Source organism: Chryseobacterium aurantiacum, from assembly GCF_003020585.1.
In the GTDB taxonomy this organism is placed as follows: domain Bacteria; phylum Bacteroidota; class Bacteroidia; order Flavobacteriales; family Weeksellaceae; genus Chryseobacterium; species Chryseobacterium aurantiacum.
In genome coordinates, this window is the sequence record NZ_PXUE01000003.1 from 197,358 (window position 1) to 211,255 (window position 13,898).

Genomic DNA, 13,898 nt, shown 5'->3' on the forward strand with positions numbered 1-13,898 from the left:
ATGAAGTATATTGTTTCATTGCTTTTTGTAGTATTTTCTTCTTTTGCTTCGGCTCAGGAGCTTCCCCCTCCGGCAATGTCCAATCTTTCCCAACAAAGACTGATTGATGAATTCATAGAAGCATCCCACTACAAGGAAGCATTGATCAATTATGCCAAAGAGTATCTCGAACTCAAAATGTTTGATTATAATGTAGATCCCCCAAAGGAACTACTTACAAAGAAACAAGCCAATTCAATCATCAACAGTTTCAATTTTGATGATTTTAAAACTTCGTTATATAGTTCATTCTCTTTTATATCAGAAAAAAATCTAAAAGAGCTGATCAGGTTTCACAAGAGTATAGGAGGCGAATTATCAAGAGGTAACTCTGCACTTTTAATGACACCTGCCATTGATTTGAATATTAAAAATCAAATGGACTATGCAATAGAAAATATAAAATAAAAAAAGATGAAAGGAATAATATTAGCCGGAGGATCCGGAACAAGACTTTACCCTCTAACGATTGCCGTAAGCAAGCAGCTAATGCCTGTTTATGACAAACCTATGATTTACTATCCACTTTCTACATTGCTTTTGGCAGGAATTAAGGATATCCTGATCATTACCACTCCACATGACCAGGCCGGATTCATCAAACTTTTGGGTGATGGCTCTCAAATTGGCTGTAATATAGAATATGTTGTACAACCTAGCCCGGATGGTTTAGCTCAGGCATTCATTCTGGGTGATCAGTTTATTGGCAATGATCCTGCAGCACTTGTTTTAGGAGACAACATCTTCTATGGCTCTGAAATGGGTAATTTACTAAAAAATAAAACCAATCCAAACGGAGGTGTAGTCTTTGCTTACCACGTGGCAGATCCTGAAAGATATGGTGTAGTAGAATTTGATGAAAACTTCAAAGCTGTTTCTATTGAGGAAAAACCTTTAAAACCTAAGTCAAACTACGCTGTTCCCGGATTATATTTTTATGACAATGAGGTTGTGGAGATTGCTAAAAACATACAACCATCTGCAAGAGGCGAGCTTGAAATCACCGATATCAACAACGTTTATTTGAAAAACGGAAAACTTGAAGTAGGTGTCTTGGACAGAGGAACAGCATGGCTGGATACCGGAACTTTTGATTCTCTTCATGACGCTTCTGAATTTGTGAGTGTAATTGAAAAAAGACAAGGTTTCAAAATTGGATGTATTGAAGAAATTGCTTTCAGAAATAAATTCATCAACGAGGAAAAGCTATTGGAAACGGCTGCAAAGTATGGAAAAAGCGGCTATGGAGAATACCTGAAGAAACTTGTAGGTAACTAACCACACAATTTATAGATCTTATAAACTATTGGCTTTATGGCCAATAGTTTTTGTCCATAACAACAAATATCAATATATTAGTTGTTATTTTTCAGTTTTATATGAATGATAATTTACAAACTGAAAAATCCGGTAAGAATTAATTATTATAAATTTGCAAAAACTTACACAGATGAATGAACCACAACAAAAGTGGACAGAAACGATTGAAGCAGATCATTCTTTATTTGATTTAAAATTCAAGGAAGTCTGGAGATATAAGGATCTTATTTACATGTTTGTAAAGAGAGATTTTATATCAAGCTTTAAGCAAACCATTTTAGGACCGATCTGGTTTTTTATTAATCCTATTTTAACAACGATCGTATATTTGGTTGTTTTTGGCGCTATTGCCAAGCTTCCTACAGATGGTGCTCCGCCTATTTTGTTTTATCTGGCTGGCGTAACCCTTTGGAATTACTTCTCAGCTTCACTGCTGGCAACCTCCAGTACATTTGTAGGAAATTCAACTATTTTTGGAAAAGTATACTTTCCAAGGCTTGTGACTCCTATTTCCATTGTTATTTCTAACCTAATGCGCTTTTCCGTGCAGTTTCTTTTATTTATTCTTGCATGGGCCTATTATCTAAGCCAAGGAAAAGTACATCCTAATATATGGATTCTTGCAACTCCTTTTTTAGTTGTATTAATGGCGTTTTTCGCCCTAGGTATGGGGATGATATTTTCTGCGCTTACTACCAAATATAAAGACCTTAGTATGCTACTGGGATTTGGAATCAGCTTATATATGTATGCAACTCCGGTAATCTATCCGGTTTCTTCACTTCCTGCCGGTTTCAAAAAACTGGCGTATTACAATCCTCTTACAGGGATTTTTGAATGTTTTAAATACGCCTGGTTAGGCGTAGGTGATTTCTCGCCTTTAATGCTGGGAATCAGTACGGTCATTATTCTTATTCTTTTACTAATAGGAATACTTATCTTTAATAAGGTTGAAAAAACCTTTATGGATACTGTATAATACTTGGGAATTACCTTCTATTAATTTAAAATTCAAATTAAACATGCTGGCTTTAAAAGCAGAAAATATATCAAAACAGTACCGCCTTGGACAGGTGGGAACGGGAACCTTATCTCATGACCTTAATAGATTTTGGCACAAGGTAAGAGGAAAGGAAGATCCTTATTTAAAAATAGGTGAAGCTAACGATAGAACAACAAAGGGAGATTCTGAATATGTTTGGTCTCTTCGTGATATCAATTTTGAAATTGAACAAGGAGATGCCGTAGGAATCATTGGGAAAAATGGAGCTGGAAAATCTACCCTGTTAAAACTATTAAGTAAAGTTACCAAGCCTACTACAGGGCAAATATACACCAATGGAAGAATCGCTTCACTGCTAGAAGTAGGAACTGGTTTCCATCCTGAGATGACAGGACGTGAAAATGTATTCCTGAATGGAGCTATTCTGGGAATGACCAGAAAAGAGATCAAGCGTAAATTTGACGAAATTGTAGATTTTTCGGGTGTTGAAAGATATATTGACACTCCTGTAAAAAGATATTCTTCAGGAATGTATGTTCGTCTTGCTTTTGCCGTAGCAGCTCACTTAGAATCTGAAATTCTTATTGTAGATGAAGTATTGGCTGTAGGTGATGCAGAATTCCAGAAAAAATGTCTGGGAAAAATGGGAGATGTTACAAAAGGAGAAGGAAGAACAATTCTTTTTGTAAGCCACAATCTTCCTAGCATTTTGCAGCTTTGCAAAAAAGGAATTCTTTTAGAAAATGGATTATTGAAAGGGTCTTCTGATATCAGCACGATCATAAGCATGTATTCCCACAATGCGGAAAGTGAAGATATCATTCCTAATTCTGACAAAGAGGTTTACTTGAAAAATTTCAATTCCTATAGTGAAGATGATAATGAAAGCAATTTACAAACCGCTAAAAATGGTGTTTTGGAATTTAACATTTACTCTAGCAAGAATTTAAAAAATGTTAAAATAGGTATTGGCTTCAATGATGACATGGGAAACAGATTATTTACTCCTTTCTCTGCTCATTTTCAAAAAATGTTTGATCTATCCATCGGAGAAAACATGATTTATTGTACAATAGATAATTTCCCACTAAAATCAGGTAAATACACCTGTGAAGTTTATATAGGTGACAATACCGAAACATTAGATTATTACGACAAAGGACTAAAAGTGAATGTGAAAGATAATTTCACATTAGAAAAACCCGATTATTCACAAGGATATTTTATTATAAACCAAAACTGGACAAATGAGAGAAAATAATATTGAAGAAGAATTATTCTGTACAAATTTTGAACTGAGAAATCTGTCTGACTTACTTGTATATGGAAAAGCAGAAAGATGGGTGTATGGCTTTATGTTAAAAAGATATGAAGACGAACATCTGGATAGATATAAATATGCACAAGCCTATACAAAAGGGAAAAAAGTTCTGGATATTGCCTGCGGTTGTGGCTATGGCACTTATCTTCTGGCAAACCAGGGTGAGGCTGAATCTATAATTGGTGTGGATCTAAGTGAGGAAGCAGTTCGTTACGGAAATTACAGATACTCTCACCACAATCTAAAAAGATTGGTTGAAGATGGTGTAAAATACAAAAATGAATATCCTTTCGATGTCATTGTAAGCTTTGAAACCATTGAACATGTTCCTGATTACATTGACTTTATAGATAATTTATATAAAAACCTAAGCGATGACGGAGTGTTATTAATCTCTACTCCCATTACTAAAGTTACCAATACAAAACCCAATAATCCATTTCACGTTATTGAATGGAATTTCTATGATTTCCACAAGCTGTTTACAGATAAATTCGAAATCGTTGAGATTATGCTACAGCAAATAAAAATACCGGGTGAAAGAAAAAGACAAGAATATACCATCAAAAACCGTATTCTCAATAGAATATCTCCGGAAAAGGTATTAAATATAACCGGAAAAGATATTGAAAAATTCACCAATCAATATGATATGAATTTATGTAATGAAGGGTATCAGCTACTAGTATTGAAGAAAAAATCCAGTAAGTAAAATATTGAATGGTTCTTCTGAAGAAGAATCAACTAAGTATTAAATCATCATCTATTTATTGTGTAGTTCATTACTGATTGGAAAAATATAACATAAAAAACCTGATACAATGACGCCTCAGAATCATCAGAATAAGCTGGCTATAGTGATCCCTTACTATAAGATAGATTTTTTTGAGGAAACCTTAAAATCTGTTGCAGCACAAACCAACAAGAACTTTACTTTATATATAGGTAATGACACCAGCCCAAATGATCCCCTGCCCATCATTCAGAAATATTTTGAAGTGGGGACCTATCATTATTTTGATTATAAAAAAAACATTGGTGGTCAAAATCTGGCGCTTCAATGGGAGCGAATATTGGAAAATGTTCAGGAAGAATGGTTTCAGATCTTAGGGGATGATGATATGATCTCTGAAAATTTTGTAGATGTATTTTATCAAAGCTTGCCTTTAGTTGAGACTAAAAAGATCTCTGTGATTAAGTTTTCACATCAATGGATTGACGAACATGATCAGGTGATAGAAGATTTTGATTATGATTTTTCAGAGCTGAAACCGTCAGAGTTTTTCATCAAAAAATATACTCACGAAATACAGAGCAGTCTTTCCGAAAACATCTTCAAGCTTGACAGCTATAAAAAAATAGGGTTTCAAAAAATGACATTAGCTTGGGGAAGCGATGATTTGGCCATATTTTTATTTGCTCAAGGAAATAATATTCTCTACACCAAGAACAGCAAAGTAAAGGTAAGAATTTCAGGTTCCAGCATTTCAGGATCAGATCATTTAGATGATCAAAAGCAGAAAGCTTATTTTGAGTTAAAGGAAATTTTGGTTACCCAGTATTCTTCATTATTTGATTACCAATTCATATCCGGAGTGGTAGAAGAATATTTAAACGTGAGTAATTACAAAACCTATAATGCTCATTATTCGGTAATATTCTTTTATCTTAAACATTTTAAAATTAAGGCTTTTTTAAAGGCACTCAAAAAAATTTATTACATCAAAAGAAAATGTCGCCTACAATTTCCATCATAGTACCATGCTATAATCAAGAGAATTATCTTGATGAATGTCTGCAGTCTTTATTGAACCAATCCTTTACAGATTGGGAATGCATTATTGTAAACGACGGGTCTACGGATCACTCCGCAGAGGTAGCCAAAAGATGGCTGGAAAAAGACAGCCGGTTTATCTATGTATATAAAGAAAACGGAGGTATTTCCTCTGCAAGAAATGCAGGTCTTGATAAAGCTTCAGGAGAATATGTACAATTCTTAGATGGAGATGACATTCTTGATCCTGAAAAATTTTCAAAAAGTCTCATCGGAAATGAAAATTACGAATTGATTGTAAGCCAGTTCACAATCTATAGAAACGGCCAACACTTACCTGGTTACAACAGGATTGAACAAGACTATCTGACATTTGACAATATCGTTTTCGGATGGAATCTAAAATTTACCATTCCCATACATTGTGCTTTAATTTCCAGAAAACTGCTGGATGGGTTTCGTTTTGATCTTACCTTACAACATAATGAAGACTGGCTGATGTGGATATACATCACCAAAAACCATCCGAAAGCCATTCTTATTGATGAACCTTTAGCCCATTATCGGAAAGAAAATGATACACAAAGTTTGTCTTCTGATTATAATAACATTCTTCTTCGCAGGGTTCAGCTACTTCCTGTACTAAAAAAATTATACGGTGAGGATCTTCACGACAGACTGGCCTATCATATGATTGATGTACATACCAATCAGCTTATACAGCTAAGATCTGAGTTTAATAAAATAACAGGTGGTAGATTTATAGCAGGTTATCTCGCTTTCAAGAAGTATTATTATAAACTTTTTCAGAAAAAAAAATAACCACATCTGCTCTTAAGATTCATTCAAATTCGAGGAAAATTTGAGATATTGAATTTCATGTTTGATGTTATCTGATCGTCTTTGATTACAAAAACAAGATAAATTCATAATTTTACACCCTCAATAGTCGTTTAGCAATCTAATGTATCTCTCATCCCTGAGGTTTAAGACACCTCCGAGGTTGGTTTAATAATAAGAATAACCTTAACTTCGATGATTTTATTACATTGACAATTGTTGAACATTTTAAATATATTAATGGAAAAACATAAGCCACATATTCTTCTTCTTGATAAGATAGGTTCTTCAGAATTAGGTTACATTACGATAGCTGAAGCACAAAAGGATGTACCTTTTGACATACAACGTGTATATTGGACTTATTATACTCCACAAGATGTGACCCGTGGAGGTCACGCACATAAAAAACTTCAACAGGTCATATTTGCGGTGTCCGGAACAATAACCTTTAATACTGAAGATAAAGAAGGAAATAAGGAAACTTTTGTTTTAGATCATCCTACCAAAGGATTGTATATCCCTGAATTAATTTGGAGAGATATTCAGTTTACTCATAATGCCGTTTTGCTTTGCCTGGCTTCAGAATTGTATGATGAGAAAGATTACTTCAGAGATTTTGAAGAATTTAAAAATTATTAACATGATACATCCTTTAGCTGACGTACAGTCTCAAAATATAGGTGAGGGAACTTTTGTATGGCAATTCTGTGTCATTTTAAAAGGAGCAAAAATTGGAAATGGATGCAATATCAATTGCCAGGTGCTCATAGAAAATGATGTGATCATTGGAAATAATGTCACCATAAAACCGGGAGTTCAAATTTGGGACGGGGTTAATCTTGAGGACAATGTATTCATTGGGCCTAATGTAACATTTACCAACGATCTTTTTCCTAAATCTAAAAATAAGGATTTTAAACTGGAAAAAACATTTGTAAAAAAAGGAGCTTCTATTGGAGCTAATGCCACAATCCTTGCAGGAATTACCATTGGCGAAAATGCCCTTGTTGGTGCAGGAAGCGTTGTAACTAAAGATATACCGGAAAACGAAATATGGGTAGGAAACCCAGCTAAATTTTTAAAGAAAAATCAACATGATAAAATTTCTTGATTTACAGAAAGTAAACCTTAATTATCAACAAGAAATAGAAGAGGCCTTATTACAGACATTCAGATCCGGATGGTATCTTCAGGGAGAAAGAAATAAAGGTTTTGAAACCAATTTAGCCCAATATATAGGAACTCAACATGCCATTGGTGTAGCTAACGGGCTAGATGCACTCCGCCTTATTTTGCGCGCTTATATAGAACTCGGTATCATGAAAGCCGGAGACGAGATCATTGTTCCCTCCAATACATATATCGCATCTATATTAGCCGTTTCAGACAACGGTTTAGTGCCTGTATTGGTAGAGCCTGAACTTAATACCTACAATATTGATATTTCTAAAATTGAAGAAAAAATAACTCCAAAAACAAAGGGACTTCTTATTGTTCACCTTCAGGGAAGAGTTGTTTTTTCTGATCAGCTTAAAGAGATAGCAGCAAAGCATAATTTAAAAATTATTGAAGACAATGCTCAGTCCATAGGAGCAGAATGGAATGATATAAAAACAGGAAATCTGGGAGATGCTGCCGGATTCAGTTTTTATCCTGGAAAAAATCTAGGTGCATTAGGTGATGGCGGAGCCGTGACGACCAATGATGATGAGCTGGCAAAAACCATCCGAGCTTTAGCCAACTACGGATCTAACCAAAAATATGTAAATATTTACAAAGGTTTAAACTCCAGATTAGATGAGCTTCAGGCTGCTGTTTTAGATGTTAAGCTGAAACATATTGACGAGGAGAACAACACGAGGAGAACAGTAGCCAAAAGGTTTATTGAAGAAATCAAAAACCCTAATATCATTCTCCCTGAAAATCCTAAAAATGAAGCTGAGCATGTATGGCATGTTTTCGTTATCAGAACAGCCAAAAGAGATGAGCTTCAGGCTTACCTTACAGAACAAGGGATACAAACCATTATCCACTATCCTATTCCTCCTCATCAACAGCAAGCGTATAAGGAATGGAATGAGCTTTCTTTCCCTATAAGTGAAAAAATTCATGCAGAAGTTTTAAGTCTTCCTATTTCCTCTGTTTTAGAAGAAGAAGAAATACAAATGATCATTAAAACGGTAAACAACTTTTAAATGGAGCAGCCATTAGTAACAATTGTAGTAGTTTCTTATAACCATTCCCGATTTATAAAAGAAAATCTGGACAGTATAAAAAATCAGACCTACAAAAATATCCAATTGATTGTGGGGGATGATGCTTCTCCTGATCATTCAATAGAAGTTTTTGAAGAATGGCTGAAAGAGAATCATTACCCTGCAGAAAAAAACTTTCACACTCAAAATACAGGATTACCCACAATGCTGAACGAGTGCGTTGAACTTGCCAGGGGAAAATATATAAAGATGATTGCTGCTGATGATTTTCTGCATCCGGAGTCCATTGAAAAATCAGTTTCCACTCTTGAGAGTCTGGGAAATGAGTACGGAATGTCTTTTTCAGATACTTATGCTATTGATAATGACAGCCAGATCATTCAGGATATTGCAGATTATAATGCGATGGGAAAAGTAGATCCATCCATTTTTAAAGAAGACTTATTAAAAGGTAACAGAATTGCGGCTTTAACCGTACTGGCAAAAACAGATGTTATTAGAGAAACCGGCCTCTATGATACTCAATTTATTATTGAGGATTACTACCGTTGGCTAAAGATCAGTCAAAAATATTTGATCGCCTATATTCCTGAAAAGCAGGCCTACTACCGACTGCATGAGGAAAATATTTCCAAGGTTAAAGCAGAAAAAATTGAAAAAGAAGCTGCTTTACTTCAGATGATGTTTGATAAAAAGGGTGTTGCAAAGAGTAGCATCAACACTGCTATCGAAAAGTTTTATTTTTCAGGAACGGAACTTTCAGAGGAATATCTTACAGCGTATCGTTCGTATCCTTTTCATCTAAAAAAGTTAGATTTTGCTATAAAAAAGAATCTTCCCATTCCTTTATACAAGATATTAAAGAAACTTTTTTAAAATAGCATATCTTTGAAAATAATGACGTAAAAGAAATTATTACAAACCCTTTCAGAAATAAAACTGAAAAAAACAAAACACAATGACCTCATCTGTAGCCCTCTGTACTTATAACGGCGAAACGTATATCGCAGAACAGCTGGAAAGTATTCTCAGCCAGACAAAACCTGTGCATGAGATTATCATCTGTGATGACGGTTCTACTGATGATACTTTAAAAATTCTTTCTGATTATGCAGACCGCTATCCCACTATTATCAAGGTATACCTCAACCCAGAAAATCTAGGATATGTAGGAAATTTTGAAAAGGCAATGAACCTTTGTTCAGGAGATCTTGTTTTCTTATGTGATCAGGATGACCGTTGGTATAGCCAGAAAATAGAGACCATTACTGAAATATTTAAAAGCCACACAACCGTTGATATTGTCTGCCATAACGTTAAGCTTTTTGGTGAAATGATCAAAGGTTCTGAGGAAACTACTTATTGGGATCTGGATGGTATCAAACAACAGAATTTTATACAGCCACAGGATATTATTAAAAGAATTTTATACCAGGGAAATATATTTCCGGGAATGAGTATGGCGATTAGAAATACTTTTCTGAAAAAAAATCTTCCCTTGAAAAAAATCAATCCCGTGATCATCCACGATTATGAGCTCTTGCTTCTTGCCTCCGACAAAGAGGCTGTATGGATGGAAAAAGCAGTTCTGGGAGAATATCGAATTCATCCTAAACAAAGTATCGGATACCAAACTTTTTCTCACTTTAATACTTCCGAAAAGGAAACATTAACCCGAGACGCCCTCTTTACAATATTTCAAAGGAACCCTTTTGTAAAAAAAGCGATTATCGAACTTAATTTAAATAAGGATCTGGAAAACGGATATAAAAAATATTGTCTTCAGCAATATCAGAATTATCTTAAAAATTTGCCCTTTTTGGAACGCCTAATGACCAGATTAAAAATGAAATACTATTTTCATATATTTGATTATCTGAAATAAATTGTTGATAATTTGGATATGAAATATGACTTCCCTACTACATCATTAATGAAAATAACTAACATATGATTATTGGCAACGGTATTATAGCAAATGCTGTAAAATCCCATGACAGAGAGGATATCATTTTTTTTGCTTCAGGAGTTTCAAACTCACTGGAAACAAGAGCATCAGAATTTGAAAGGGAGCTTTCTCTTTTAAAAACGGTATGCAACGAGAACAAAGGCAAAAAACTCATCTACTTTTCTACCCTGAGTATTCATGACCAATCCAAGCAAAACAGCCATTATGTTATTCATAAAAAAGAAATTGAGCAGTATATAGAAAACAATATTGATCATTATCTGATTCTAAGGATTGGAAATATTGTGGGAAAAGGAGGAAATCCCAACACACTTTTCAATTTTCTTAAAACACAGATAATCAATGACAATCAGTTTATGCTGCACCTTAAAGCAAGAAGACTGCTTTTAGATATTGAAGATATTTCAAAGTTTATAGACTCGCATTGCCTGGAAGCCGGCAATAAAATTATCAATATCTCTTATCCCTACTATTATGATTTAAAAGAAATCATAAGTGCCATTGAAAAAAAGACCAGCAAAAAAGGACTTTATTCAGAAGCTGATGAAGGAGATTTCTATAAAGTAGATTTTGATGAAGATATCATTACATTTTTCTCCAAAATAAGCCCTGAGGACTATTTGGAAAATCTAACCCAAAAGTATATCTAAAAATGGCTACTATCTACGTTATCATCGTTACTTACAATGCCATGAAATGGGCAGAGAAATGCTTTACCAGTTTAAGAAATTCTTCTGTTCCAATTACCTGTATCACGATAGACAATGGTTCTACAGACGGCACACAGGAATACATAAAAACTTATTTTCCTGAGATCGATTTTATACAAGCTTCGGAAAACCTAGGTTTTGGAAAAGCCAATAATCTCGGAATTGAAAAAGCCTACCAAGAAGGAGCAGACTTTTTCTACCTGATGAACCAGGATGCATGGATATATCCTGACAGCTTTCAAAAGCTACTGGACGTGTACAATAATCATCCGGACAACCATACAATTGGGATTCTAAGCCCTATGCACCTTGATGGAAGTGAAAAAAAACTTGACCTTCACTTTGAAAATTATTTGGCCAAGGACCTGAGAAATAACAGGATGCTTTCAGATATTTATTTTGGTGAAGCAAAAGAATACTACGAAATAAGCTTTGTAAATGCCGCACACTGGTGCATCCCACGTAATATCATTGAAAAAATAGGAGGATTCAATCCTTATTTTTTTCATGGAGCTGAAGATTATGAATATGTAAACCGAATCTCTTATTTCGGGCTTAAAACAATCGTATGTACTCAAAGTAAAGTAGTACATGATACCATTCAGTCATTTTACAAAAAAGAACCCAATGATAAGGCTGAACTATTAAAGAATAAAAGACTGTCCATGATCATGCAAAGGGAAACCAAATACCTTGATCCCAACTACGGCTATGATTCAAAAAGAGAAAAGACAGCCCTACTCTCTTTTGCCCTTAAAATGGGAGCCAAAGGGAATATAAGTGAATATAAGTTTTATATGGAACAGTATCAGTATTTCTCTAAAAAATTTAAAGAAATAGAGGCTGCCAGAAAAGCCTCCATGACGGCACAGCATCCGTTCCTTAATCTTTAGTCCCAATGAATATGGAAAAGTTACCCATAAGTATCTGCATCCTTTCCTGGAAAACAGGAAAAACGCTGAAAAATACGCTCAAGTCCTACAGTAAATTCGGTCTTCTGAACATGACCCAAGATATTGTTATCCTTTTTCAGGAAGTAAGTGAAGAGGATAAAAAACTGGCGGATCAGTATAAAATCAGATACATTGGGCTCCAAAATAATATTGGAATCGGGAAAGGGATGAAAATGCTCGCTGAAAATGCTGCCTGTGAAAATATTCTCTTTCTGGAACATGATTGGGAGCTTATTGAAGACCAAAAGACCGTATTTACACAACTTAATGGCGGACTGGAAATGCTTGACAACGGATTTGATGTAATCCGCTACCGAAGCAGAGAAAACCCGGGATATCCCCTTATATCAATAAGACACAAAGGAAATGAGCTGAACTATTATGACGACTGGCATGAGTGTACCTCTCCACATCTTTTAGAATCTTTACACTGGCTGGATCCCGCAGCCGGATTTCCTGATAAAATACAAAAGCAGGGAGATTTTTTTATTACGACCTCACGCTGGGCCAACTGGACCAATAATCCTTATCTTGTGAGGAAAAAATTTCTGTTGGAAACCATTATCCCGTTTTCAGGGGAAACAGCATCCCTGGAAAGAAATATTGCAGCCTGGTGGGTAAAACAAAACTTCAAAATTGCGCAGGGAGAAGGACTTTTTATGCACAATGATCTTACAAAATATCCGAAGAAAACCATTATTCAGAAAATAGTAGGACGACTGAAAAATAAATTTAAATAACACAACTAAGATGAAAATTCTTTTCCATGAGGATGAACTCAACTACAGAGGGACTTCCATCGCAGTATATGATTATGCAGATTTCAATGAAAGATATCTGGGAAATGAATCTATAATTGTTTACAATAAAAACTCAAAGACCAATCATCCATTGGGAGTTGAAAAATTTGAAAAACGCTTTCGTGTACATGGCTACTCCGACTTTAATGAGGTTGATCAACTCATCCGAGAAAATAATATAGACCTTTTCTATGCCATTAAAAACGGATATGTAGACGGTATAGATTCTAAGGAATGTAAAACTGCCATACACAGTGTTTTCACCCATTTTGAACCTCATGGAGATGTCTATGCTTATGTTTCAGAATGGCTGAGTGAGGAAATGACAGGTTCAAAATACCCTTACGTTCCTCATATGGTTAATTTTGAATCTCAAACCAATGAAGATTTGAGAGCAGAGCTGAACATCCCTCCAAAGGCAAAAGTATTTGGATATTATGGTGGCCACATTAGCTTTAATATTGTTTTTGCCCAAAAGACGATTGAAAAAATAGCGTCCAAGTATAAGGATGTCTATTTTATCTTCATGGGGGTGGATCCTTTTATCAAAAAGAAATGGTGGAAGTCTGCTCCGTCCAATATTATATTTCTACCTCCAAGTTCAGATATCATCATGAAACAGAGGTTTATCAATACTTGTGATGCTTTGCTTCATGCCCGTGAAAGGGGAGAAACATTCGGAATCACGGTCGCGGAATTTGCCATTATGGGAAAACCTGTGATTGCTTTTGCCAACCCGCCTGAGAAAGCTCATATCAACCATATGAAAGATCAGGCCTACTACTACCAGGACGGTAAAGAACTTCAGGATATTATTCTGGATGCAGATCTTACTCTATCTGCAAAAGAGCTCTATGAAAAGTTTCTACCTCATCCCGTAATGGATACTTTTAAAAAGGTATTTATTGATTAAAGTAAATAGTAAAAAATCAAACTTAATAACCAATCAA

The 13,898-nt window shown here is 34.9% G+C and carries 16 protein-coding genes; all 16 read left to right on the forward strand.

Going from position 1 to position 13,898, the window contains the following annotated elements; all coding sequences use genetic code 11:
- The 16 genes from C7D53_RS13075 to C7D53_RS13150 all read left to right on the forward strand — a co-directional run bounded on the left by C7D53_RS13075 (position 1) and on the right by C7D53_RS13150 (position 13,861).
- Positions 1-447 carry a hypothetical protein gene (locus tag C7D53_RS13075; RefSeq protein WP_106916890.1) on the forward strand — a complete coding sequence of 149 codons (447 nt, stop codon included), beginning with the start codon at positions 1-3 and terminating at the stop codon, positions 445-447.
- Between the two features lie 6 nt (positions 448-453).
- Positions 454-1,317 (forward strand): glucose-1-phosphate thymidylyltransferase RfbA, encoded by an 864-nt coding sequence (rfbA, locus tag C7D53_RS13080; RefSeq protein WP_106916891.1) that lies wholly within the window; start codon positions 454-456, stop codon positions 1,315-1,317.
- A gap of 172 nt (positions 1,318-1,489) precedes the next feature.
- A complete protein-coding gene (locus C7D53_RS13085) occupies positions 1,490-2,338 on the forward strand; it encodes an ABC transporter permease (RefSeq protein WP_106916892.1) in 849 nt (282 codons plus the stop codon).
- Positions 2,339-2,381: 43 nt separating this feature from the next.
- Positions 2,382-3,623, forward strand: a complete 1,242-nt coding sequence (locus tag C7D53_RS13090) for an ABC transporter ATP-binding protein (protein ID WP_106917123.1) — start codon at positions 2,382-2,384, stop codon at positions 3,621-3,623.
- Positions 3,610-4,395 carry a class I SAM-dependent methyltransferase gene (locus C7D53_RS13095; RefSeq protein WP_106916893.1) on the forward strand — a complete coding sequence of 262 codons (786 nt, stop codon included), beginning with the start codon at positions 3,610-3,612 and terminating at the stop codon, positions 4,393-4,395. Before C7D53_RS13090 ends, C7D53_RS13095 begins: the two co-directional genes overlap by 14 nt.
- Positions 4,396-4,504: 109 nt before the next feature.
- Positions 4,505-5,440: a glycosyltransferase family A protein gene (locus C7D53_RS13100; RefSeq protein WP_106916894.1), complete on the forward strand. Its 936-nt coding sequence runs from the start codon at positions 4,505-4,507 to the stop codon at positions 5,438-5,440.
- A complete protein-coding gene (locus C7D53_RS13105; protein ID WP_106916895.1) occupies positions 5,416-6,279 on the forward strand; it encodes a glycosyltransferase family 2 protein in 864 nt (287 codons plus the stop codon). Before C7D53_RS13100 ends, C7D53_RS13105 begins: the two co-directional genes overlap by 25 nt.
- A gap of 258 nt (positions 6,280-6,537) precedes the next feature.
- A complete protein-coding gene (locus C7D53_RS13110) occupies positions 6,538-6,939 on the forward strand; it encodes a sugar 3,4-ketoisomerase (RefSeq protein ID WP_106916896.1) in 402 nt (133 codons plus the stop codon).
- Between the two features lies 1 nt (position 6,940).
- Positions 6,941-7,411, forward strand: a complete 471-nt coding sequence (locus C7D53_RS13115) for an acyltransferase (RefSeq protein WP_167392465.1) — start codon at positions 6,941-6,943, stop codon at positions 7,409-7,411.
- The gene (locus C7D53_RS13120) at positions 7,395-8,495 is read left to right on the forward strand and encodes a DegT/DnrJ/EryC1/StrS family aminotransferase (protein WP_106916897.1); all 1,101 of its coding nucleotides are present in this window, start codon (positions 7,395-7,397) and stop codon (positions 8,493-8,495) included. The genes C7D53_RS13115 and C7D53_RS13120 overlap by 17 nt, the downstream gene beginning before the upstream one ends.
- On the forward strand, positions 8,496-9,392 hold the full coding sequence (locus tag C7D53_RS13125) for a glycosyltransferase family 2 protein (protein WP_106916898.1): 897 nt from the start codon (positions 8,496-8,498) through the stop codon (positions 9,390-9,392).
- A gap of 82 nt (positions 9,393-9,474) precedes the next feature.
- Positions 9,475-10,401, forward strand: coding sequence for a glycosyltransferase (locus tag C7D53_RS13130; RefSeq protein WP_106916899.1), 927 nt, complete (start codon positions 9,475-9,477; stop codon positions 10,399-10,401).
- A gap of 65 nt (positions 10,402-10,466) precedes the next feature.
- Positions 10,467-11,135: a Rossmann-fold NAD(P)-binding domain-containing protein gene (locus C7D53_RS13135; RefSeq protein ID WP_106916900.1), complete on the forward strand. Its 669-nt coding sequence runs from the start codon at positions 10,467-10,469 to the stop codon at positions 11,133-11,135.
- 2 nt (positions 11,136-11,137) lie between these two features.
- Positions 11,138-12,088: a glycosyltransferase family 2 protein gene (locus C7D53_RS13140; protein ID WP_106916901.1), complete on the forward strand. Its 951-nt coding sequence runs from the start codon at positions 11,138-11,140 to the stop codon at positions 12,086-12,088.
- A gap of 11 nt (positions 12,089-12,099) precedes the next feature.
- Entirely contained in the window at positions 12,100-12,888 is a 789-nt protein-coding gene (locus C7D53_RS13145) for a glycosyltransferase family 2 protein (protein WP_106916902.1), read from the forward strand.
- Between the two features lie 10 nt (positions 12,889-12,898).
- Positions 12,899-13,861, forward strand: coding sequence for a glycosyltransferase family protein (locus C7D53_RS13150; protein WP_106916903.1), 963 nt, complete (start codon positions 12,899-12,901; stop codon positions 13,859-13,861).
- The last annotated feature ends 37 nt before the right edge of the window (positions 13,862-13,898 follow it).

Bases quoted from the DNA above. Each gene is read 5' to 3' on its own strand.
- C7D53_RS13075 (WP_106916890.1), top strand. From the start codon at position 1: ATGAAGTATATTGTTTCATTGCTTTTTGTAGTATTTTCTTCTTTTGCT.
- rfbA (WP_106916891.1), top strand. From the start codon at position 454: ATGAAAGGAATAATATTAGCCGGAGGATCCGGAACAAGACTTTACCCT.
- C7D53_RS13085 (WP_106916892.1), top strand. From the start codon at position 1,490: ATGAATGAACCACAACAAAAGTGGACAGAAACGATTGAAGCAGATCAT.
- C7D53_RS13090 (WP_106917123.1), top strand. From the start codon at position 2,382: ATGCTGGCTTTAAAAGCAGAAAATATATCAAAACAGTACCGCCTTGGA.
- C7D53_RS13095 (WP_106916893.1), top strand. From the start codon at position 3,610: ATGAGAGAAAATAATATTGAAGAAGAATTATTCTGTACAAATTTTGAA.
- C7D53_RS13100 (WP_106916894.1), top strand. From the start codon at position 4,505: ATGACGCCTCAGAATCATCAGAATAAGCTGGCTATAGTGATCCCTTAC.
- C7D53_RS13105 (WP_106916895.1), top strand. From the start codon at position 5,416: ATGTCGCCTACAATTTCCATCATAGTACCATGCTATAATCAAGAGAAT.
- C7D53_RS13110 (WP_106916896.1), top strand. From the start codon at position 6,538: ATGGAAAAACATAAGCCACATATTCTTCTTCTTGATAAGATAGGTTCT.
- C7D53_RS13115 (WP_167392465.1), top strand. From the start codon at position 6,941: ATGATACATCCTTTAGCTGACGTACAGTCTCAAAATATAGGTGAGGGA.
- C7D53_RS13120 (WP_106916897.1), top strand. From the start codon at position 7,395: ATGATAAAATTTCTTGATTTACAGAAAGTAAACCTTAATTATCAACAA.
- C7D53_RS13125 (WP_106916898.1), top strand. From the start codon at position 8,496: ATGGAGCAGCCATTAGTAACAATTGTAGTAGTTTCTTATAACCATTCC.
- C7D53_RS13130 (WP_106916899.1), top strand. From the start codon at position 9,475: ATGACCTCATCTGTAGCCCTCTGTACTTATAACGGCGAAACGTATATC.
- C7D53_RS13135 (WP_106916900.1), top strand. From the start codon at position 10,467: ATGATTATTGGCAACGGTATTATAGCAAATGCTGTAAAATCCCATGAC.
- C7D53_RS13140 (WP_106916901.1), top strand. From the start codon at position 11,138: ATGGCTACTATCTACGTTATCATCGTTACTTACAATGCCATGAAATGG.
- C7D53_RS13145 (WP_106916902.1), top strand. From the start codon at position 12,100: ATGGAAAAGTTACCCATAAGTATCTGCATCCTTTCCTGGAAAACAGGA.
- C7D53_RS13150 (WP_106916903.1), top strand. From the start codon at position 12,899: ATGAAAATTCTTTTCCATGAGGATGAACTCAACTACAGAGGGACTTCC.